Genomic DNA, 19,415 nt, shown 5'->3' on the forward strand with positions numbered 1-19,415 from the left:
GAGCTGGCGGCCTGAGCTGGCGGCCTGAGCTGGCGGCCTGAGCTGGCGGCCTGAGCTGGCGGCCTGAGCTGGCGGCCTGAGCTGGCGGCCTGAGCGCCCGGCGCTCAAAGCTCTTCACGTCGTCGCGAGCGCAGAGCCCCGGCTCGGCGCTACAGGCGCGACCTTCCCCCTCTCCCGACGGATCTCGGGCCTGCCCGAGATCCGTCCCGAGAAGCCCGACTCGGGGCAAGCTCGACTCGGGTGGAGAGGGGACCCGCGCCACGTGCGGCTCGCGTGCCCGGGCGCCTTCATCCGGACGCGACGCAAAGAAAAAGCCCGGCCTGCGCGCGCAGGCCGGGCTATCTCATGACTGACGTGGTGTCGCTCAGGCGGCGGGAGCCGGGCTGACCGGGGTCTGGCCGGCGGCGTTGCCGCCCTGGCCCTGCGCGGCGGACGGCGACGGGAAGCCGGGACGACGGCCGCCGGCGGGGAAGCGGGGCTTCGGCTTCGGCGCGGCGATCAGGCCCTCGCGGATCGCGGTCTTGCGGGCCTGCTTGCGGGCGCGGCGGACGGCCTCGGCCTTCTCGCGAGCCTTGCGCACGGACGGCTTCTCATAAGCCTTGCGCTGCTTCATCTCGCGGAAGATGCCCTCGCGCTGCATCTTCTTCTTGAGGACGCGGAGCGCTTGATCGACGTTGTTGTCGCGAACGAGTACCTGCAACGGACTTGATCCTCTGGACCTGAAGTTCTGGGTTCACGCGGCCCGCCGCCGATCTGGAAACCGGCAACGTCCCTCGCCCGGTTTGAACCCGGGAGGGACGGGAACGTCGGTTTCCGAATCGGCGTGGAGCTCACGCCTTGACGGGGCTATTACACCAAGCGCGCACCAGTTCCAACCTGTCCGCGCGATCCATCCGCGCCTGCGCCGTGCTAGGTTGCGCGGATGAGACACGACGACTCGCAGCAATTCGCCAGCGACAACTATTCCGGCATCTGCCCGGAGGCCTGGGCTGCGATGGAGGCGGCCAATCGCGGCCACGCCCCGGCCTACGGCGAGGACGCCTGGACCGCCCGGGCGGCCGACGCCTTCCGGAACCTGTTCGAGACCCCGTGCGAGGTGTTCTTCGCCTTCAACGGCACGGCCGCCAACGCGCTGGCGCTGGCCGCGCTGTGCCAGTCCTACCACAGCGTGATCTGCGCCGACTCGGCCCATGTCGAGACCGACGAGTGCGGCGCGCCGGAATTCTTCTCGAACGGCTCGAAGCTGCTGACCGTCCGGACCGAAGGGGGCAAGCTCACGCCGGAGGCGATCCGCGGGCTGGCGCAGAACCGCAGCGACATCCACTTCCCGCGGCCGCGCGTGGTGACGATCACGCAGCCCACCGAGACCGGTCAGGTCTACAGCCTCGCCGAGTTGCGGGCCCTGTCGGCGACCTGCCGCGAGCTGGGCCTCGCCCTGCACATGGACGGGTCGCGCTTCGCCAACGCCTGCGCGAGCCTCGGGTGCAGCCCCGCCGACATGACGTGGCGCTCGGGCATCGACGTCCTGTGCTTCGGCGGCACCAAGAACGGCATGCATGCCGGCGAGGCGGTGGTGTTCTTCGACGCCACGCTCGCGGAGGATTTCGGCTACCGCTGCAAGCAGGCCGGCCAGCTCGCCTCGAAGATGCGCTTCCTCGCGGCCCCCTGGGTCGGCATGCTGGAGAGCGGCGCGTGGCTGCGGAACGCGGCCCACGGCAACGCCTGCGCCCGCCGCTTCGCCGAGGCGGTCGGCGGGCTGCCGGGGGTGCGAGCGCTGTTTCCCGTCGAGGCGAACGCGGTCTTCTTGACGATGCCGGCGGCCACGATGGAGGGCCTGCGCGCCCGGGGCTGGCGGTTCTACACTTTCATCGGCGGCGGGGCGCGCTTCATGTTCGCCTGGGATGCCCGGACGGAGCGGGTCGACGAGCTGGTCGGCGACCTGCGCGCCCTGGCGGCCGCCGCGGCCTGAGCGCGCGGACAGAGGGGCGCGGAGCCAACCCGTTGAAGGTGTTTCGCGCGCTGATGTCGAGATCCGCTGAGGAGCATCGATACGTCGGCACGACATGCGCTTGGTCGTCCCTGCGAGCGCAGCGAAGCAATCCAGTGTCGCGCGACGCCTGCCGAACTCGTGCGGCCCTGGGTCGCTTCGCTGCGCTCGCGATGACGGAGGGGCTGAGAGCCCGGGCTCGCGAGTGCTGGGACGGCGCGACGCTGCGACGGCTCGCTCCCTACAGCAGCGCGAGATCCGCCGGGTCCGCGCTGGGGAAGATCCGCCGCAGGCTCGCCTGGTCGAGCCCGTAGAGCCGCCGGAACAGGCCGCCCAGCAGGCCGCGATAGTCGGTGAGCACCGGATAGTCCCGGTTCTGGAACAGGTGCGCCTCGTCGGCCCGCACCTGCGGTCCCGCGATCCGGCCGCCCCGGACGCCGCCGCCGAGGATCCAGTAGACGCTGCCGTGGCCGTGATCGGTGCCGCGGCTCCCGTTCTCCCGGAAGGTGCGTCCGAACTCCGACAGCACCACCACCACCGTGTCGGACCAGCCCGGCCCGATCTCCTCGACGAAGCCCGAGAGTCCGCGCCCCAGCTCGCCGAGTCGGTCGGCGAGGTAGCCGGTGCCCGCGCCCTGGTTCACGTGCGTGTCCCAGCCGCCGACATCGACGAAGCCGAGGTTGAAGTTCTCGCGCATCAGGCGGCCGATGCGCCGGGCCGACAGCTCGAAGCCCTTGGGCGAGACCGCCCCGCGGTCGGCCTGCCCGGCATGATCGGAGATCGTGTGGTAGACCGCGTCGCGCACCCGGAACCCCTCGGTCACGGCGGCGGCCAGCTTGGTGTCGCTGTACATCGCCGCGATGAGGCGGGCCTGCCGGTCGTCGATGCCGGGCTTGCCGACCCCGTTGATGGCGATGTTGGGCACCGTCTCGCCGCCCCGGAAGATGAGCGGCATCTGGTCGGTGAAGGCGATCGGCCGGACCCGGGTCAGCTCCGCGGCGAGCCGGGCCATGAAGCCGGAATTGTAGTCGCGGGCCGCGCCGACCGTCTGGCCCATCTCGATCGTGTCCTGGGTCTCGAAATGGCTCCGGGTCAGGTCGTCGGTGCCGGCGAACGGCACGAAGGCGGCCTGACCCTTGGCGTAGAGCGGCAGGAGCGTGTCGCGCAGAGCCGGGTGCAGGCTCCAGTCGGCGTCGAGCGCCAGCGCCGCCTTCGGGTCCGACGCGTCGGGCTTCGGGATCGCGAGGTTCGGCCGCGACCGGTAATAGAAATCGCTGCCGGTCGGGATCACCACGTTGGCGGCGTCGTAGGCGCCGCGCAGGAACACCACGAGGAGGCGCGCGTCGGCCTTCGCGGCGGCCCAGACGCGGCCGGCCACCGTGGACAGGCCGAGCGCCGCCGAGGCGCGGATCAGGTCGCGACGGTTCATCGCATGAACTCCGGCGAGGCGAGGTAGAGGGTGTTCCAGTCCTGCGGCGAGACCGCCTGGGCGAGGGCCGCGCGCGTCGCCGTCGACAGGGTGCCGGACAGCGCCGAGAAATAGAGCCCGTTGGCGAGCACCGGGAAGGCCGGCTCCTCGGCCTGATCGGGCAGCGCCGGCTTGAACAGGCCGGCCGAGCCGGACCCGATCTGCCGGGCGATCTCGAACCGCGTCGCGAGCTGCCCGGGCCCATTCCAGGCGGCCGCGTCGAGGGGGTAGCCGTCCGGCGTCGAGCGGTTGAACAGGCCCTCGCCGAGGCGGTTTAGCCAGCCGAGCACCGGGCCGGCGTTGCGGATCACGCGCCCGTCGTAGGCCATGCGCAGGGCCGAGAAGACATAGCGTACCGGGTCCTTGAAGGCGCCGCCGCGCTCGGCCGTAAAGGCCGGCTCGCGCACCAGCGCCTCCATCACCGCGGCGATGTCGCCGTCGGTCCGCGTGAAGACGGCGGCGAGTCGGGCGATGAGGGCGTCGTCGGGTGCCTGCCCGAGGAAATAGGTCGCCAGCGCCCGGGAGACGTTGGTCGCGGTGGCGGGGTTGCGGGCGATCAGGTCGACCGCCTCCTCGACCTCGGGCCAGCCGCGGCCCCGGATGCGCGTGCCGAGGAAGACCTTGTCGCCGTAATCGTGCCGGTTCGGGTTGAACTCGAACAGGCCGTCCCGGCGGAAGTCGGCGGCGCGCTCGGGGCGGAGCTTCGGGTTCTCGGGCTTCAGGTCGATGCCGACCCCGCTCAGGATCCGGGCCAGCGCCTCGACGTCGCCCTGCGTGTAGCCGGAGCCGACACCCATCGTGTGCAGCTCCATGATCTCCCGGGCGTAGTTCTCGTTCGGGCGGCCGGCGGCGTTGGCGTCGTTGTCGAGGTAGCGCAGCATCGCCGGGTGGCGCAGGCTCGCCATCAGCAGGTCGCGGAAGCGCCCGAGCACGTGCGGGCGGATCGCCGTCTCGACGTAGTCGCCCACGGCGGCGCGCAGCGTCGACTTTCCCTGGTGGACGTTGAGCCGGTTGAACCAGAACCACGTCAGGCGCTCGCGCAGCTGGTCGGGGCTGTAGAGCGCCCGCAGTACCCAGACGGAGGCGGCGTTCCGCGCGGCCGTGTTGAGCGTCGCCTGGAAAGCCTGCTGCGCAACCTTCCTGGCCTCGGGATCGGCGATGTCCTTCGCCGCCTTGGCCTGCGCGTCCAGGGCCTGGGCCCGCTCGAACAGGCTGCCCGGCGGGGTCAGCGCGTCGACCTGCGCCTGGGCGTCGGGGGGCAGGCGCATTTCGGCGGGCGGGTGAAGCTGATCGTGTAGCCAGCGCGTCCGCCCCTCCGCGGTGAGCTGCGCGAAGGCCGAGGGCGTGGCGCCCCAGGTCAGGGCATCGAGGAAGGCGGCGTCGGCCGCTGCGGCGCGCTGCGGCGGCTCGGCCGCGCGGGGGCCGGGGCTCGCGGCGGCGAGCAACAGGGCGGTGACCAGACAACAGCAAGCTGCGGCGCGCGCCATCGGGGCCTCGCGAAGCGTGGATCGACCGGGGAAGCGTGGTGTCGCGCCCCTGTACGGTGCCTGAAAGGCGGCCCCATTCTGCCGCCGTCTTTGCCAATATCGGGGCTTGCCGCTACACGATCCCGAGACCGCGCGAGTGCCGCGCCGCGCACCACCACGTTCCGCCGACCCAGAGCGTTCGCTCCATGCTGATGCAGACCAAGACCGAGGCGAGGCCGGCCGATCCGGTGTCGCGGCGGCGCACCTTCGCGATCATCTCCCACCCCGACGCGGGCAAGACCACGCTCACCGAGAAGCTTCTGCTGTTCGGAGGCGCGATCCAGCTCGCCGGCGAGGTGAAGGCCAAGCGCAACCGGGTCTCGACCCGCTCCGACTGGATGGGCATCGAGAAGGAGCGCGGCATCTCGGTGGTCACCTCGGTGATGACCTTCGAGTACGGCGACTGCGTCTTCAACCTCCTCGACACGCCCGGCCACGAGGACTTCTCCGAGGACACCTACCGGACGCTGACGGCGGTCGATTCGGCCGTCATGGTGATCGACGCCGCGAAGGGCATCGAGGCGCGCACGCGCAAGCTGTTCGAGGTCTGCCGCCTGCGCGACATCCCGATCGTCACGTTCGTCAACAAGCTCGACCGCGAGGCGCGAGACCCGTTCGAGCTGCTCGACGAGATCGAGAAGACGCTGGCCCTCGACGTCGCCCCGGTCACGTGGCCGATCGGCACCGGCCGCAACTTCTCCGGAACTTACGAGCTCGGCGGCAACCGCGTGCGCCGGCTCGACGCCGCGGAGGATGCCGGGATGGTCGCGGTGTCCGGCCCCGACGATCCGCTGTTCGACGAGCTGCTCACCGAGGACGGCGCCGCCGACGCGTGGCGCGAGGAGGTCGAGCTCGCCGAGGGCGGGCTGAAGCCGTTCGACCTCGACGCGTTCCGCGAGGGCCACTTGACGCCGGTCTTCTTCGGCTCGGCGCTGCGCAATTTCGGCGTGCGCGACCTGATCGACGGTCTCGCCAAGGTGGCGCCGCCACCCCGCGGCCAGGACGCCGACAAGCGCCTCGTCGAGCCGACCGAGCCGCGCATGACCGGCTTCGTGTTTAAGATCCAGGCGAACATGGACCCGAATCACCGGGACCGGATCGCGTTCATGCGGGTCTGCTCGGGCAAGCTCAACCGGGGCATGAAGGCCCGGCTGGTGCGCACCGGCAAGCCGATCTCGCTCTCGGCGCCGCAATTCTTCTTCGCCCAGGACCGTGCCATCGCCGACGAGGCCTATGCCGGCGACGTGGTCGGCATCCCAAACCACGGTACGCTGCGGATCGGCGACACGCTCACCGAGGGCGAGGACATCGTGTTCCGCGGGGTGCCCAGCTTCGCGCCGGAGATCCTGCGCCGGATCAAGCTGACCGACGCCATGAAGGCCAAGAAGCTGCGCGAGGCGCTCCAGCAGATGGGCGAGGAGGGTGTCGTCCAGGTCTTCGTGCCTCAGGACGGCAGCCAGGCGATCGTCGGCGTGGTCGGCGCGCTGCAGCTCGACGTGCTGAAGGAGCGGCTCCAGGCCGAGTACGGCCTGCCGGTGGATTACGAGACCTCGCGATTCTCGGTCTGCCGCTGGGTGTCGTCCGATTCGGAGGCCGAGCTCGACAAGTTCATCGACTCGCACGGCTCGGCCATGGCCAAGGACCTCGACGGCGCCCCGGTCTTCATGGCGACCACGGCCTTCTCGCTCCGCTACGAGGAGGAGCGCTACCCGGCCGTACGCTTCACCGACGTGAAGGATTACCAGAAGCGGGCGGCGTGACGCGCTTCGGCGGCGCCTCCGCGTCGCCGGGCCCGCGAGGGGGGCGCGGCGTCAGAACTTGCCGAGCATCGGGAATTCGACGCTCAGGGTCGATTCGGACGCGATCGGCGCCTCACGCTTGCGCGGCTTGCGGTTGAGGACCTGCTTCAGCTTGGTCTTCAGCACCGCCATGTCGAACGGCTTGAGGATGAAGGCGTCCGCGCCCGCCTGGTGGGCGAGGTTGATGTCCTCGAAGTCGAAGGACGACTCGGTGAGCATGAAGGGCGTGTTCATCAGCGCGTCGTCGGCGCGGATCTCGCGCAGCAGGGTGAGCCCGTCCATGGGCTCCATGTCGAGATCGGAGATCACCAGGGCGTAGCGGCGCTGCCGCATCCGCTCCAGCGCCTCGGGCGCGTTGGTGACGCCCTCGACGTCCGGGAAGCCGATGCGGGTCATCAGCATCACGATCAGCCGCAGAAGCTTCTCCTGATCGTCGACGATGAGAATCGGGGGCGTATCGCTCTCGGACATCGGCGGCTCAGATGAAGAGGTGGTCGATGCCCTGACGGGACATCGCGTCGGACTGCAGCGACAGGCATAGCCCGTGTATCGCGGACGCCTTCGGCGTTCCGCGCTGGAGCATCGGGAGCAGGTTGGCCTTGGCGAACAGCGTGTCGTTCCCGGCCGTGCGCTGCGCGCTCTTGAACGAGTGGACGAACTCGCGCTTGGTGATCTCCCGCCACTCGCTGATCTGGACCTCGCGGTGCCGGCTGTCGGCACTCACCCGGTCGAAGGTCTCGTGCACGGATGTGCGCTCGCCCTCGATGACCTGGCAGGCGAAGTTCCCCTCGATGACCAGAAAGCTCGTGATCACCGCGAACTCGTTCTTCTTCTGAGCGATGCGACCGATATCGCTGATCTGCTCGGACCTCTTCGCCGCGTCCGACGACAGGTTGAGACGCGAGAAGTAGATGATGTGGACGAGGCTTGTCCGTTTCGCCCGCATGATCCCGAGATCCGCAATCCGTACCCGTTCAGCGCTTCCAGACAGGACGCACCGCGCGTGGCCCCGGCCCGGCGGCATCTTCGCGCGTGTCGAATAACACCGCGTAAACGCGGCGGACGGGACTTCCGGTCCGGATCTCCACGCCCGCGGGACCGACCCGGCAGGATCTGCCGGGCGCGCGGCCATGACCGGTCAACACTGCCGGGTCGTCGACAATCCGGTCCAGGATTCTCAAGGACTTAGCCATGGCACGCCGGTTGCGGCCGGACCGGCCTGCGGGCCAGTGCGGCGCGCATCGGGATCGTTCGCCATGGATCTTTTCACCGCCCTGCAGACCTCGGTCTCCGGACTCCAGGCGCAGTCCTACGCCATCAGCAACATCTCCGGGAACATCGCGAACTCGCAGACGACTGGCTACAAGCGCATCGACACCAGCTTCGTCGACCTGATGTCCGAGAAGACGCCGGGCCGCGAGGTCGCGGGTTCGGTGCTGCCCCAATCGCAGCTCACCAACACCCTGGCCGGCAACGTGGTCTCGTCGAGCGTGCCCACCAACATGGCCATCAACGGCCAGGGCTTCTTCACCGTCGTGCAGAAGACCGGAGACGCGAACGGCGCCACATCGTTCGGCGGCACGAGCCTGTACACGCGCCGGGGCGATTTCGCCCAGGACAAGGACGGCTATCTGGTCAACGGCGCCGGCGGATACCTGACCGGATCCAACCTCGATCCGATCACCGGTCAGACGACCAGCATCGGTCCGATCAAGATCGGCAACTCGGCGCTGCCGGCGCAGGCCACCACGACGATCACCTACGCCGCCAACCTGCCCTCGACGCCGAGCACGTCGGCCTCGGCGACGTCGGGATCCGATCTCTACAATCAGAATACCGCGGCCGTCGTGACCTCCGGATCGGGGCAGACCGGCGTCAAGGTCGATTCGACCCAGACCGGTGCCGTCTCGACCTTCATGAGCAACAGCATCGCCGGCCCGTCGCTGCCGGTCTACACGTCGACCGGCGCGCCGCTCACGCTGACGACCCGCTGGGCCAAGGTCCAGGACGCGACGACCACGCCGGCTCAGCCGGCCGTGTGGAACCTGTACTACTCCACCAACCCGAGCGCGCTCACGACGTCCGACTGGAACAACGTGGGCACGGCCTTCACCTTCGATTCCACCGGGAAGCTCACCTCGCCCTCGACGAACCCGATCCCGCTGGGGCCGATCACCATGGGTGACTACACGTTCCCCAGCCTCAACATGAATCTCAGCGCCTCAGGCCTGACGCAGTATGCCGACACGACCGGTGCGGCGACGACCAACGCGCTGACGCAGAACGGCAACAGCTCCGGGACGCTCACGAGCGTGGCCGTCGGTCCGGACGGCAAGGTGAACGGCACCTTCTCCAACGGTTCGGTCGTGGCTCTCGCCTCGGTCGGCGTCGTCCAGTTCGCCAATGCCGACGGCCTGAAGGCCGATACGAACGGGAACTATCTCCAGACGGTCGATTCGGGGCCTCCGCTCGCGGGCCTCAACGGCAGCACGATCTCGGGCGCGAGCAACGAGCAATCGAACACCGACATTGCGACCGAATTCTCTAAGATGATCGTAACCCAGCAGGCTTACTCTGCGAACACGCGCGTCATGTCGACGGCCCAGACGATGATGTCTGATCTGCTCAACGTGATCCGCTGAGTGAGGGTGCGATTCGAGCCGCGGAGGCCGTGACATGTCGCTGAATGCGATCTCCACCTCGAGCGCAGGCCTCGCCGCCACCCAGGCGGCGATCAACATCGTCTCGCAGAACGTCGCCAATGCCGGGACGGCGGGCTACGTCAAGCGCACGCTCTCGACGGTCGCCACCGGGACGAACAATTCCGGCGTGGCCGCCGGCACGATCACCCGCAGCTTCGATGCCGCGGCGCTGAACCAGCTCCGGCTGGAGACCTCGGGGGCCGCCTACACGGGCACCAAGTCCGGCATCGCCGCCCAGCTCGACGCCCTCTACGGCGTGCCCGGCAGCTCCACCTCCCTCGACGGGACGCTGAACACCTTCACCCAATCGCTCCAGGAGCTCGCCGCCAACCCGACCTCGGCGGCCGCCCGTACGACCGTGCTGGGCAACGCCGCGGCCGTCGCGAGCCTCATCAACAGTGCCGCCGGCACGGTGCAGAACCTTCGCACCGGTCTCGAGTCGCAGCTCGGAACCGACACGAGCGCGGCGAGCACGATCCTGTCCAACATCGCGACGCTCAACGGCAAGATCCAGAACACCACGGACAGCACCTCGCTGACCGATCTTCAGGACCAGCGCGACCAGGCGATCAACAGCCTGTCGAGCTACATGGACGTGCAGACGGTCCAGCAGCGCGACGGCACGGTCTCCGTCATGACCCAGTCGGGGGTGACGCTGGTCGACCGCGGGAACGCCGCGACCCTGACCTTCGACGGACGCGGCGTGCTCAGCCCCACCGCGAGCTACGCGTCCGACCCCGCCCAGCGGACGGTCGGAACCATCACGGCGACGCTGCCGGGCGGCGGCAAGATCGACCTCGGCGCCCCCGGCGTGCTGCGGTCCGGCAGCCTGGCCGCCGAGATCGAGATGCGCGACCAGACCCTGCCGCAGGCGCAGCGGCAGCTCGACGATCTCGCGGCCGGCCTCTCGAAGGCGCTCACGAATACCGCGACCACCGGGACGTACAGCGGGACCGACACGCAGATCAGCGTCTCGACGATGCAGCCCGGGAACACGATCACCTTCCCGGTCACCGACAACACCGGGGCCGTGCGCAACGTGACGCTGGTGGCGTCCGCGACCTCCAGCGGCGCGGTCGTGCCCGCCGCGCAGACCACGGATGCCAGCGGCCTCACGCTGACCTTCAATGCCAGCGGCGGGCCCGGCACCTACGCGGCGGCGATCCAGTCCGCCTTCGCCACGTTCAACGCCTCCGGCAGCACCTACAAGCTGCCGACACTGTCGGCGAGTCCGGTCTCCTCGACCGCCACCAGCGCAACGCTGACGCTGGGGGCGGCCGGCAAGGTCGCCGGCGCGGCGAGCGCCAGCGTCACGGCCGTCTCGGCGTCGGACCTGAACACCGGCAACCCGTCGATCGCGATGTTCGTCGACGGTACGGGCAACAAGCTCTACACCGGCACGTTCGACGGCGGCTCGCAGCTCACCGGTTTCGCCCAGCGCATCACGGTCAACGGCGCGCTGGCGGGCAACACCGCCGCGCTGACGGCGACGAGCGCCACGGACACGAGCACGTCGGGCGCCCGCGCCCAGAAGCTGTTCACGGCGCTCACCGCGAACCAGCAGACCTTCTCGTCGTCGAGCGGTATCGGCGGCGTCTCGGCCCCCTACAGCGCCACCGTGATCGGTTTCGCGCAGGACATCGTGTCCACGCAGGGGGCCAACGCGTCGAACGCCGCGGCCCTCGACGCCACCCAGCAGACGGCGCTCTCCACCGCGCAGAGCCGGTTCTCCGCCGGGGCGGGCGTCAACATCGACCAGGAGATGTCGAACCTGATCGCCCTGCAGACCGCGTACGGCGCCAACGCCCGGGTGCTCACCGCGGCCCGCGACATGCTCAACCAGCTGCTGCAGATCTGATCATGACGACGATCACGCCCTTCGCGGCCGGCTCCTACATCACCAACCGCAACGCCTCGCAGCTCCAGGCGCTGAAGAGCCAGCTCAACGACCTGACCAACCAGCTCTCGAGCGGTCAGGTCTCGCAGACCTATGGCGGCCTCGGCTCCGGGCGGTCGACGGCTCTGTCCGCGCAGGCCACCCTGAGCGCGCTCTCCGGCTACGCCGCCGGAATCACCGCCGCGCAGACCCGGACCGACCTCGCGGTCACGAGCCTGACGCAGGTTGCGACCCTCGGCACCTCCACCGGGACGATGCTCCAGAACGGCCTGCAGAGCGTGGCGGCGAACTCGGTCTCCGGCCGGTCGACGGCGCTGGCCAACCTGCAGACGGCGCTCGACACGCTCAACGAATCGGCGGCGGGCAACTACCTGTTCGGCGGCACCGACACCACGACCCAGCCGGTGGTCGATTCGAGCAAGATCCTCAACGGCACGACCGACGCGAGCGGCAACACGCTCGACGGCCTCTCGACCCTGATCTCGCAGCGGGTCACCGCCGAGCTCGGCGCGGGGGGCAACGGCCGCCTGACGCAGACTCTGGCCAGCTCGGCCACGAGCGTGCAGGTCACCGAAGAGTCGAACAACCTGACCCGAGGGCAATTCGGCTTCACCCTGGCGGGCGCGCCGACCACGACCGGCTCGGCGATCGGCGCGACCTATACGGCGGGCACGGCTACGAGCCCGGGCAGCTTCAGCCTCAGCATGACGACGCAGCCGAGCGCCGGCGATACCGTGTCGTTCGCGCTGAAGATGGCCGACGGCACCTCCACGACGATCACGCTCACGGCCGCGACGAGCGCGGACCCGAAATCGATCACCAACTTCGCCATCGGCTCGACGCCCGCCCAGACGATGGCCAACCTGTCGGCGACACTGAGCAACGCGCTGACCGGTGCGGCCAACAGCACGCTGGCGGTGAACGCCACCGCGGCGACCGCGTCGAACTTCTTCTCGGGCGCGGCGGAAGGCGGCCCGTCGGGGTCCGGCGTGATGCCGCAGCGCATCCTGTACGACGGCACCACCCCGGTCGGCTACAGGGCGGCCACGCCCCAGGACACGGTGCTGTGGTACCAGGGCGAGAACACCTACACGCAGCCCGCGCCGCCGGCAGTGCCACAGCCGACCTCGGCGATCGACACGCAGTCGGTCCAGGTGAGCGCGACCGGGAGCGTCGGGACGGGCGCCCGCGCCAACGATCCCGCGGTCCAGAACGTGCTCGCCGGCCTGGCGACCATGGCCTTCGGCCTGCCCACCACGAACGACGCCAACACCTACAACACCTACCAGACGGTGGCGACGAAGGCCGGCAGCCTGCTCTCGTCCGCCAACCAGACCCCCAGCGTCCAGGACACGGTCACGCAGCTCACCGTCGCGTCGACGCGGCTCTCGAATGCCGGCACGACCAACAAGGCGCTCCAGAACACCGTCCAGAACACCCTGGACGGGATCGAGCAGATCTCCCCCGAGGAGGTCATCACCAAGCTGCTCGACGTGCAGAACCGGCTTCAGGCCAGCTATCAGGTGACCGCGACGCTCTCGAAGCTCTCCCTCGTGAACTACATCAGCTGAGCTGATCGCCGAGACCGGTCAACGCGCGCCTGACGCTCGAAAAATCTCGCGACGTGTCGGGTTCACCATAGTCTTGCCGCTTTCCGGGAATGAAGCGCAGCGTGCGGTCGCGCCCACGCGCCGTCATTCGATTGAGGAGAGGTCGGCATGGCGCTGTCCGGACCCATCGAACTCGTCCTCCGCCTGGGAGCCGTCCCGCGTAGCGGCGCGATCGTCCTGGTCGAGCAGGCCGTCGACACCTACCTCGCGGGCTACGCGCATCCCGAAGAGCGCGCCATCGCCCTCGACATCCTGCTGCGGGACCTCGCCCGCCTGCGCATCCACGAGCCCGACCTCGACGGGTTCGTCGGCGAGGTCGAGCACTACATCGACCTGCTCCACCGAGATCTCGCCCGCCAGGCCGCCTGAGATGCGCGGCCGGATCCCGGTCTGCGCTGCCCTCGCGGCGATCGTGGCCGGCGCTGGCCCGGCCGAGGCCCTCGACCTGCGGGATCTGCCCGTGATCCCGGGGCCGGTGCCGTGCCCGTCCAAGGGCCAGGGCTTCGTGCGGCTGCCGGGGAGCGGCAGCTGCCTCCGCGTCTCGGGCCGCGTCGTCGCGGGGGCGGATCTGGCCGCGGGGAGCGGCGTCGCGGCAGCGCCAGTTGTCGCCGGCCGCATCGCGGTCGACAACCGCGTCGACACCGATCTCGGCGAGGTGCGGACCTACGTCCGGATCGGCGCCGGCCGCCGTCCGGGCGGGCCCTAGAGGTTGCGCGAGAGGACCAGCGGCCCGCTGCGCACGCCGCGGCCGTACGGGGACGGCGCTGGCGTCTGCCGCCCGTAGCCGGAGGGGAGCTGTGCCCGGCCGATCTCCTCCGCCAGGGTCTTGATCAGCCCTTCCGAGACGGTCTTGGCGCTGGCGAGCACCGTCTGGTTCGCCTCCACGGCCGCGGTGAACCGCCGGTGGGCGGTGCGCAGGGCCTCGACCCCGTCGGGATGGAAGCGCTTCAGTGCGACGGCGTTCGCCTTCGCGACCTCGAGACCCTGCATGTAGGCGGCGGCCAGCGCGGCCTTCGGCTCGGCCGCGGCGACGCCCTCCTGCAGTCGCCCTTCCCGGACGTAGGCCGCCTCTTCGGCGAGCACGGCTTCCAGCGCGGCCATGTTGCCGAGCACGCCCGCCACCAGGGCCTCGGCGGTGATCCGGTCCCCGACGCGCAGCGGTTCAGCCCTTTGCATGGATCGCTCCCTCGCTCGCCGCGCCCTGCATCTTCATGATCTCACGGAAAACCGAATCGGCGATGCCGACTCCGCCGCTCTTCACGATCTGCTTCGCGTATTCCTTGGTCAGCATCGAGCGGTAGACACCGCCGCCGGTCCCGTTCTCGCCGAGCGGCCCGTCGGTGCCCTCCGACTGGGTCAGCCGGTCGAGGCTGTTCTCCAGGAACATCGATTCGAACTCGGTCGCCGTCTTCAAGGCCTTGGCCTTGTTGGCGGTCTTGATGATCCCGTCGACGGCGCTCCCGGCCACCGAGGTTCCGACGCTGGCGGCGGCGCTGGCCGCGAGACTGGCGAGTTGCAGCATGGATCGTCCCTTCGCGTCCGTTCGGTCACATCAGCTCGATATCGGCCTGGAGCGCGCCCGCGGCCTTGATCGCCTGGAGGATCGAGATGAGATCCCGCGGGCCGACGCCCAGGGCGTTGAGACCGTCGACCAACTCGCGCAGGCTGACACCCTCCTTCACCAGGGCGAGCTTGTTTCCGTCCCCGGTATCGACCTTCACCCCCGTGCGCGGCACCACGACGGTGCGTCCGTCGGAGAACGGCGCCGGCTGGCTGACCTGCGGCTGCTCGGTGATGGTGACGGTGAGGTTGCCCTGGGCGATGGCCACCGTCGACACGCGCACGTCCCGGCCCATGACGATGATGCCGGAGCGCTCGTCGACCACGACCCGGGCGGTCTGGTCAGGCTCCACCTTCAGCTGCTCCACCTCGGTGATGAGGCGGATCATGTTGCCGTTGTAGCGGGACGGGATCTGGATCGTGACGGTGGCCGGGTCGGTGGGCTCGGCGGTGTCGGCGCCCATGAAGTCGTTGATCGCCGCGGCGATCCGCTTCGAGGTGGTGAAATCCGGGTTGCGCAGCGACAGACGCAGCGAGCGGGCGTCGTTCAGCTTGAAGGCGATCTCGCGCTCGATATTGGCGCCGTTGGAAATCCGGCCGTTGGTCGGCACGCCCCGGGTGATCTTCGCGGCATCGCCCTCGGCGGCGAAGCCGGCGATCGCCACCGAGCCCTGCGCCAGGGCGTAGACCTCGCCGTCGGCGCCGAGCAGCGGCGTCACCAGCAGGGTGCCGCCCTGGAGGGACTTGGCGTCGCCCAGCGACGAGACCGTCACGTCGATCCGGGTGCCCTGCGCGGCGAAGGGCGGCAGGCTCGCGGTCACCATCACGGCGGCGAGGTTCTGCGTGCGCATCGTGGCGCCGCGGGTGTTGACGCCGAGGCGCTCCAGCATGGCCTGGAGCGACTGCTTGGTGAACGGGATGTTGTTCAGCGTGTCGCCGGTTCCGTTGAGGCCGACCACGATGCCGTAGCCGACGAGCTGGTTCTGGCGAACGCCCTCGATGGAGGCGAGATCCTTGACGCGCGACAGGGCGAGCGCCGGCACGGACAGCGCGGCGAGAAGCAGGGCGCCCGCGAGGGCGACCGAGAGAGACCGGAGAGGACTGAACGCGTGACGCGGGCGCATGCCGTGTTTCGACCGTGACGGACCTGCCCCCATCCTGCCAGGGTCGTGCCAGCCGCCCGATCTGTGCAAGCCATTGAAGAAAACAAAGTTTTTCCGGGCCAGGTCTGGCCCCGCGCCTCGCGGTGCCGGCACCGAACCTGCCGACCCGGCAGCTTCTGCCGGCTTGTTTACCCGCGCTTAACCCTGGCGGCCGAATTTCCGGTTCTGCGCGGGGGCGCTTGGAGCAACGCGAACCGGATCATGCGTGTCGAGACTCGCCAGCCGATCCAGAGCGCCGGCGGTGTCGCGTCCGCCCGGAAGCCCGAGGGCGGCGCAGCCTTCAGCCTCGGCGCGGCCCCGTCGTCGACGACGTCTGCCGGCGCGCCGGCCGCCGCCGCGACGCTCGCCGGGCTCGACGCGGTCCTGCTTCTCCAGGCCGAGGCCGACACGCCCCAGGAGCGGCGCCGGCGCTCCGCCCAGCGCGGCCAGGACCTCCTCGACGGCCTCGACCGGCTGAAGGCGGCACTGCTCGGCGGCCGCGTCGCGCCGCAGGATCTGCGCGCCATCGCCGGCCGCCTGAACGAGCGTGCCGGCCTCTCGGGGGATCCCCGGCTCGACGGCCTGATGGCCGAGATCGAACTGCGCGCCGCGGTGGAACTCGCCAAGCTGGAGATGGCCCGGCGCGTCTGACCGGGCTTCCGCACCTCACCCTGGGCGCATCCCGGTACTGCGCCCGGCGAGCGCCCGATCCCGCTACCCCGCCCGCTACACCGCCCGCCGCTTCGGACCCGTCGGCAACATCTGCGGCTCGCCCGGTCCGGTCTCGACGCCGAGATCCGGCACCGCGATGATCGGTGCGCCGCGCAGGTCCTTGCGGGTGACGATGGCGCCGCGCTCCTCGAGATAGGCCAGCATCCGCCGCGCCCGGCCGCCCGAGCTGGTGCCGTAGGCCTCGGCCAGCACGGTGTCGGTGGGGCAGGGGGCGCCCTCGATGGCAGCCCGCGCGACCACGAGGAACAGGCCAGCGAGGTCGTCCGGCAGGCCGGCCGCGATCGCCTGGGCCTGCTCCCAGCCGGAATTGTCCGCGACCGCGCCGCCGGCCTCGGCACGCGCGACCGCGAGGCGTCGCTTGAACTCGGGCAGACCCATCGTGTCGCCGCGCAGGCGCCGGATCCGGCAGCGGACCGTGAAGTCCTGGTAGAGCGTGGCGGGAGTGCAGGCGGCGGCGTCGGCATCCGCCAGCACGGAGGCCAGCACCTCGGCGAGCGCCGCCTCGCGGGCCTCCGGGTCCATGGGTTCCTCCTCCGGCTCCTCCGCCGGAGCCGGCGGACGGTAATTGGCGAGCTGGACGAGCACGTCTGGCGCCGGCGCGGGGCGCGGCTTCGGCCGCGGCGCCAGCGGCGCGACGGTCTCGGCGGGGCTCGCTGTGAGGATCAGCGCGCGGGCATCCTCCAGGGCGTCGGGCAGGGGCACGAGGACCGGCGAGGAACTCCGGCTCACGGTCTGGGTCGGCCCGACCGCGATGGTGAGCGGGCGTCGGGACAGGGCCGGTCCCAGGGCCACGAAATGCCCGCGCGGCAGGTCGCGGAACGTCTCGGCCTGCCGGCGCTCCAGCCCGAGGAGGTCGGCGGCGCGTGCCATGTCGATGTCGAGGAAGGTCCGGCCCATCAGGAAGTTCGAGGCCTCGGCCGCGACGTTCTTGGCGAGCTTGGCGAGGCGCTGCGTGGCGATGATGCCGGCGAGCCCGCGCTTGCGGCCGCGGCACATGAGGTTGGTCATCGCTCCGAGCGACAGGCGCCTGGCCTCGTCCGAGACCTCGCCGGCGGCCGCGGGCGCGAAGAGCTGCGCCTCGTCCACGGCCACCAGCATCGGGTACCAATGGTCGCGGTCGGCGTCGAACAGGCCGCCCAGGAAGGCGGCGGCGGCCCGCATCTGGCCGTCGGCGTCGAGATTCTCCAGCGACAGCACCACCGAGACCCGGTGAGTCCGCACCCGGGCGGCGATCCGCTGCAGGGCGACGTCGTCGCCGTCGGCCTCCACCACGACGTGGCCGTAGCGGTCGGCGAGGCTGGCGAAGTCGCCCTCCGGATCGATGATCGCTTGCTGCACGAGGCCGGCGCTCTGCTCGAGCAGCCGCCGCAGCAGGTGCGATTTGCCGGACCCGGAATTGCCCTGAACCAGGAGCCGCGTGGCGAGCAGTTCGGTGAGGTCGAGGAGCGCGGGGCGCTCGCCGGTCAGGCCGAGATCGATGTCGGAACGCATGGGGCCTCATAGCACGGCCCGGCGGGTCCGGGTGTGCCGCCGCGGCACTGTCCACGCTTCCCGCATATGGGCCGCGTGTGGGCCGCATGCGGGCGTCGATCCGAGGCGTGGCTCCACCGCCGGTGCGCGATCGGGCCGTCAACCCCCGTCCGGGAGCCCCGGGCCCCGCTCTTCCGCCCTGGACCCCGGCATGGCGGCCCTGTAGGCCCACGGCCCTTCTCTCCACTCCCGGATCCACGACACGATGGCGGCCTGCGGCCTCGATTTCGGCACGTCGAACACCACGCTCGGGCATATCGGCCCGGACGGCCCGACGCTGCTGCCCCTGGAGGGCGCGCACCGGACGATCCCGAGCGCGATCTTCTTCGAACTCGGCCGGGAGCCGATCATCGGCCGGGCCGCCACGGCGGCCTATGTCGAGGGCCGGTCCGGCCGGCTGATGCGCGGGCTGAAATCCGTGCTCGGCACGCCGCTCATGGAGGAGGCGACCCCGGTCGGCCGCCAGCGGCTGCGCCTGCGCGACGTCATCGCCCGCTACCTCACCGCCGTGAAGGCGCGGGCGGAGGCCGCCAGCGGCCAGAGCCTCGACACGGTGGTCCACGGCCGCCCGGTCCACTTCGTCGACGGCGACCCGGAGGCGGATCGCCGCGCGGAGGACACGCTGCGCGACATCGCCCGCGACGTCGGCTTCAGGGAGGTCTCGTTCCAGTACGAGCCGATCGCCGCGGCGCTCGACTACGAGCGCCAGGTCCGCGCGGAGGAGATCGCCCTCGTCGCCGACATCGGCGGCGGCACCTCGGACTTCTCCATCGTGCGCCTCGCGCCGGAGCGGCGGGGGCGGCCGGACCGGGCCGGCGACATCCTGGCCAACGACGGGGTGCGGATCGGCGGCACCGATTTCGACCGACAGCTCAGCCTCGGAACGGTGATGCCGCTCCTGGGCCTCGGGAGCCCGATGCGCCGCGGCGACCTCGCGGTGCCGAACGCCTACTACCACGACCTCGCCACGTGGTCGGCGATCAACCGCCTCTACAATCAGAAGACCCTGCGCGAGATCGACGAGGTCATCCGCGACGGCGCCCGGCCCGACCTGCTCGCGCGGCTGCGCGAGGCGGTGGAGGGCGAGCGCGGTCACGCCCTGGCCGGGGCGGTGGAGAGCGCCAAGATCGCGGCGTCCGAACAGGACGCGACCCTGCTCGACCTCGGCCTCCTGGAGCCCGGGCTCGCGGTCCCGGTGGATCGCGCGACCCTGTCCGCCCAGACGGGGGACCTCGCCCGCGCCGTCGCGGCCCGGATCGCGCGCTGCCTCGCGCAGGCGGAGCTGACAGCCGACCGGGTCGACGCCCTGTTCCTCACCGGCGGCTCCACCGGCCTGCCGCACCTGCGCGCCGCGCTGACGGCCGCGCTGCCGGCCGCCCGGGTGGTGGAAGGCGATACGTTCGGCTCGGTGGGGCTGGGCCTGACCATCGAGGCGGCCAGCCGCGGAGCGTGAGGCCGCGCC

18 protein-coding genes are annotated in these 19,415 nt (G+C 70.7%); 9 read left to right on the top strand and 9 right to left on the bottom strand.

Annotation, left to right across the window (positions count from 1 at the left end):
• Positions 1-364 precede the first annotated feature (364 nt).
• On the bottom strand, positions 365-700 hold the full coding sequence (rpsU, locus tag BM314_RS21310; RefSeq protein WP_012322424.1) for a 30S ribosomal protein S21: 336 nt from the start codon (positions 698-700) through the stop codon (positions 365-367).
• A 222-nt stretch (positions 701-922) separates the two neighbouring features.
• Between rpsU and BM314_RS21315 the strand changes: the two genes are divergently transcribed.
• On the top strand, positions 923-1,969 hold the full coding sequence (locus tag BM314_RS21315; RefSeq protein ID WP_091980080.1) for a threonine aldolase family protein: 1,047 nt from the start codon (positions 923-925) through the stop codon (positions 1,967-1,969).
• Between the two features lie 259 nt (positions 1,970-2,228).
• Here BM314_RS21315 and BM314_RS21320 read toward each other — a convergent pair whose 3' ends face one another.
• Positions 2,229-3,416 carry a DUF1501 domain-containing protein gene (locus BM314_RS21320; RefSeq protein WP_091980082.1) on the bottom strand — a complete coding sequence of 396 codons (1,188 nt, stop codon included), beginning with the start codon at positions 3,414-3,416 and terminating at the stop codon, positions 2,229-2,231.
• A complete protein-coding gene (locus tag BM314_RS21325) occupies positions 3,413-4,942 on the bottom strand; it encodes a DUF1800 domain-containing protein (protein WP_091980084.1) in 1,530 nt (509 codons plus the stop codon). The genes BM314_RS21320 and BM314_RS21325 overlap by 4 nt, the downstream gene beginning before the upstream one ends.
• 185 nt (positions 4,943-5,127) lie before the next feature.
• On the opposite strand from BM314_RS21325, the gene BM314_RS21330 reads away from it, so the two are divergent.
• Positions 5,128-6,741: a peptide chain release factor 3 gene (locus BM314_RS21330; protein ID WP_091980086.1), complete on the top strand. Its 1,614-nt coding sequence runs from the start codon at positions 5,128-5,130 to the stop codon at positions 6,739-6,741.
• Positions 6,742-6,792: 51 nt separating this feature from the next.
• Here BM314_RS21330 and BM314_RS21335 read toward each other — a convergent pair whose 3' ends face one another.
• Positions 6,793-7,251: a response regulator gene (locus BM314_RS21335; protein WP_020092936.1), complete on the bottom strand. Its 459-nt coding sequence runs from the start codon at positions 7,249-7,251 to the stop codon at positions 6,793-6,795.
• Positions 7,252-7,258: 7 nt separating this feature from the next.
• On the bottom strand, positions 7,259-7,726 hold the full coding sequence (locus BM314_RS21340) for a BLUF domain-containing protein (protein ID WP_020092935.1): 468 nt from the start codon (positions 7,724-7,726) through the stop codon (positions 7,259-7,261).
• A 310-nt stretch (positions 7,727-8,036) separates the two neighbouring features.
• Here BM314_RS21340 and BM314_RS21345 point away from each other — a divergent pair, with 310 nt between their 5' ends.
• From BM314_RS21345 to BM314_RS21365, 5 genes are all read left to right on the top strand, one after another.
• Positions 8,037-9,422: a flagellar hook protein FlgE gene (locus BM314_RS21345; protein ID WP_020092934.1), complete on the top strand. Its 1,386-nt coding sequence runs from the start codon at positions 8,037-8,039 to the stop codon at positions 9,420-9,422.
• Between the two features lie 34 nt (positions 9,423-9,456).
• The gene (gene flgK / locus BM314_RS21350; RefSeq protein WP_091980088.1) at positions 9,457-11,340 is read left to right on the top strand and encodes a flagellar hook-associated protein FlgK; all 1,884 of its coding nucleotides are present in this window, start codon (positions 9,457-9,459) and stop codon (positions 11,338-11,340) included.
• A 2-nt stretch (positions 11,341-11,342) separates the two neighbouring features.
• Positions 11,343-12,950: a flagellin gene (locus tag BM314_RS21355; protein ID WP_091980090.1), complete on the top strand. Its 1,608-nt coding sequence runs from the start codon at positions 11,343-11,345 to the stop codon at positions 12,948-12,950.
• Between the two features lie 147 nt (positions 12,951-13,097).
• Positions 13,098-13,358, top strand: coding sequence for a hypothetical protein (locus BM314_RS21360; protein ID WP_056531919.1), 261 nt, complete (start codon positions 13,098-13,100; stop codon positions 13,356-13,358).
• A 1-nt stretch (position 13,359) separates the two neighbouring features.
• The gene (locus BM314_RS21365; protein WP_020092930.1) at positions 13,360-13,695 is read left to right on the top strand and encodes a porin family protein; all 336 of its coding nucleotides are present in this window, start codon (positions 13,360-13,362) and stop codon (positions 13,693-13,695) included.
• Here BM314_RS21365 and BM314_RS21370 read toward each other — a convergent pair.
• Genes BM314_RS21370 through BM314_RS21380 form a run of 3 tightly spaced genes read right to left on the bottom strand, consistent with a single transcriptional unit; the run spans position 13,692 to position 15,673 of the window.
• Entirely contained in the window at positions 13,692-14,165 is a 474-nt protein-coding gene (locus BM314_RS21370; RefSeq protein WP_020092929.1) for a hypothetical protein, read from the bottom strand. The two genes, BM314_RS21365 and BM314_RS21370, sit on opposite strands and share 4 nt — an antisense overlap.
• Entirely contained in the window at positions 14,152-14,511 is a 360-nt protein-coding gene (locus BM314_RS21375) for a rod-binding protein (RefSeq protein WP_020092928.1), read from the bottom strand. The genes BM314_RS21370 and BM314_RS21375 overlap by 14 nt, the downstream gene beginning before the upstream one ends.
• Positions 14,512-14,536: 25 nt before the next feature.
• Positions 14,537-15,673: a flagellar basal body P-ring protein FlgI gene (locus BM314_RS21380; protein ID WP_042672916.1), complete on the bottom strand. Its 1,137-nt coding sequence runs from the start codon at positions 15,671-15,673 to the stop codon at positions 14,537-14,539.
• Between the two features lie 240 nt (positions 15,674-15,913).
• Between BM314_RS21380 and BM314_RS21385 the strand changes: the two genes are divergently transcribed.
• Positions 15,914-16,342, top strand: a complete 429-nt coding sequence (locus BM314_RS21385; RefSeq protein WP_020092926.1) for a flagellar assembly protein FliX — start codon at positions 15,914-15,916, stop codon at positions 16,340-16,342.
• A 75-nt stretch (positions 16,343-16,417) separates the two neighbouring features.
• On the opposite strand, the gene BM314_RS21390 is transcribed toward BM314_RS21385, so the two are convergent.
• Positions 16,418-17,914, bottom strand: coding sequence for a helicase HerA domain-containing protein (locus tag BM314_RS21390; RefSeq protein WP_091925170.1), 1,497 nt, complete (start codon positions 17,912-17,914; stop codon positions 16,418-16,420).
• A gap of 244 nt (positions 17,915-18,158) precedes the next feature.
• Between BM314_RS21390 and BM314_RS21395 the strand changes: the two genes are divergently transcribed.
• Positions 18,159-19,406: an Hsp70 family protein gene (locus BM314_RS21395; protein ID WP_091980092.1), complete on the top strand. Its 1,248-nt coding sequence runs from the start codon at positions 18,159-18,161 to the stop codon at positions 19,404-19,406.
• The last annotated feature ends 9 nt before the right edge of the window (positions 19,407-19,415 follow it).

It is taken from the genome of Methylobacterium sp. 13MFTsu3.1M2, from assembly GCF_900112625.1.
Classification (GTDB): Bacteria; Pseudomonadota; Alphaproteobacteria; order Rhizobiales; family Beijerinckiaceae; genus Methylobacterium.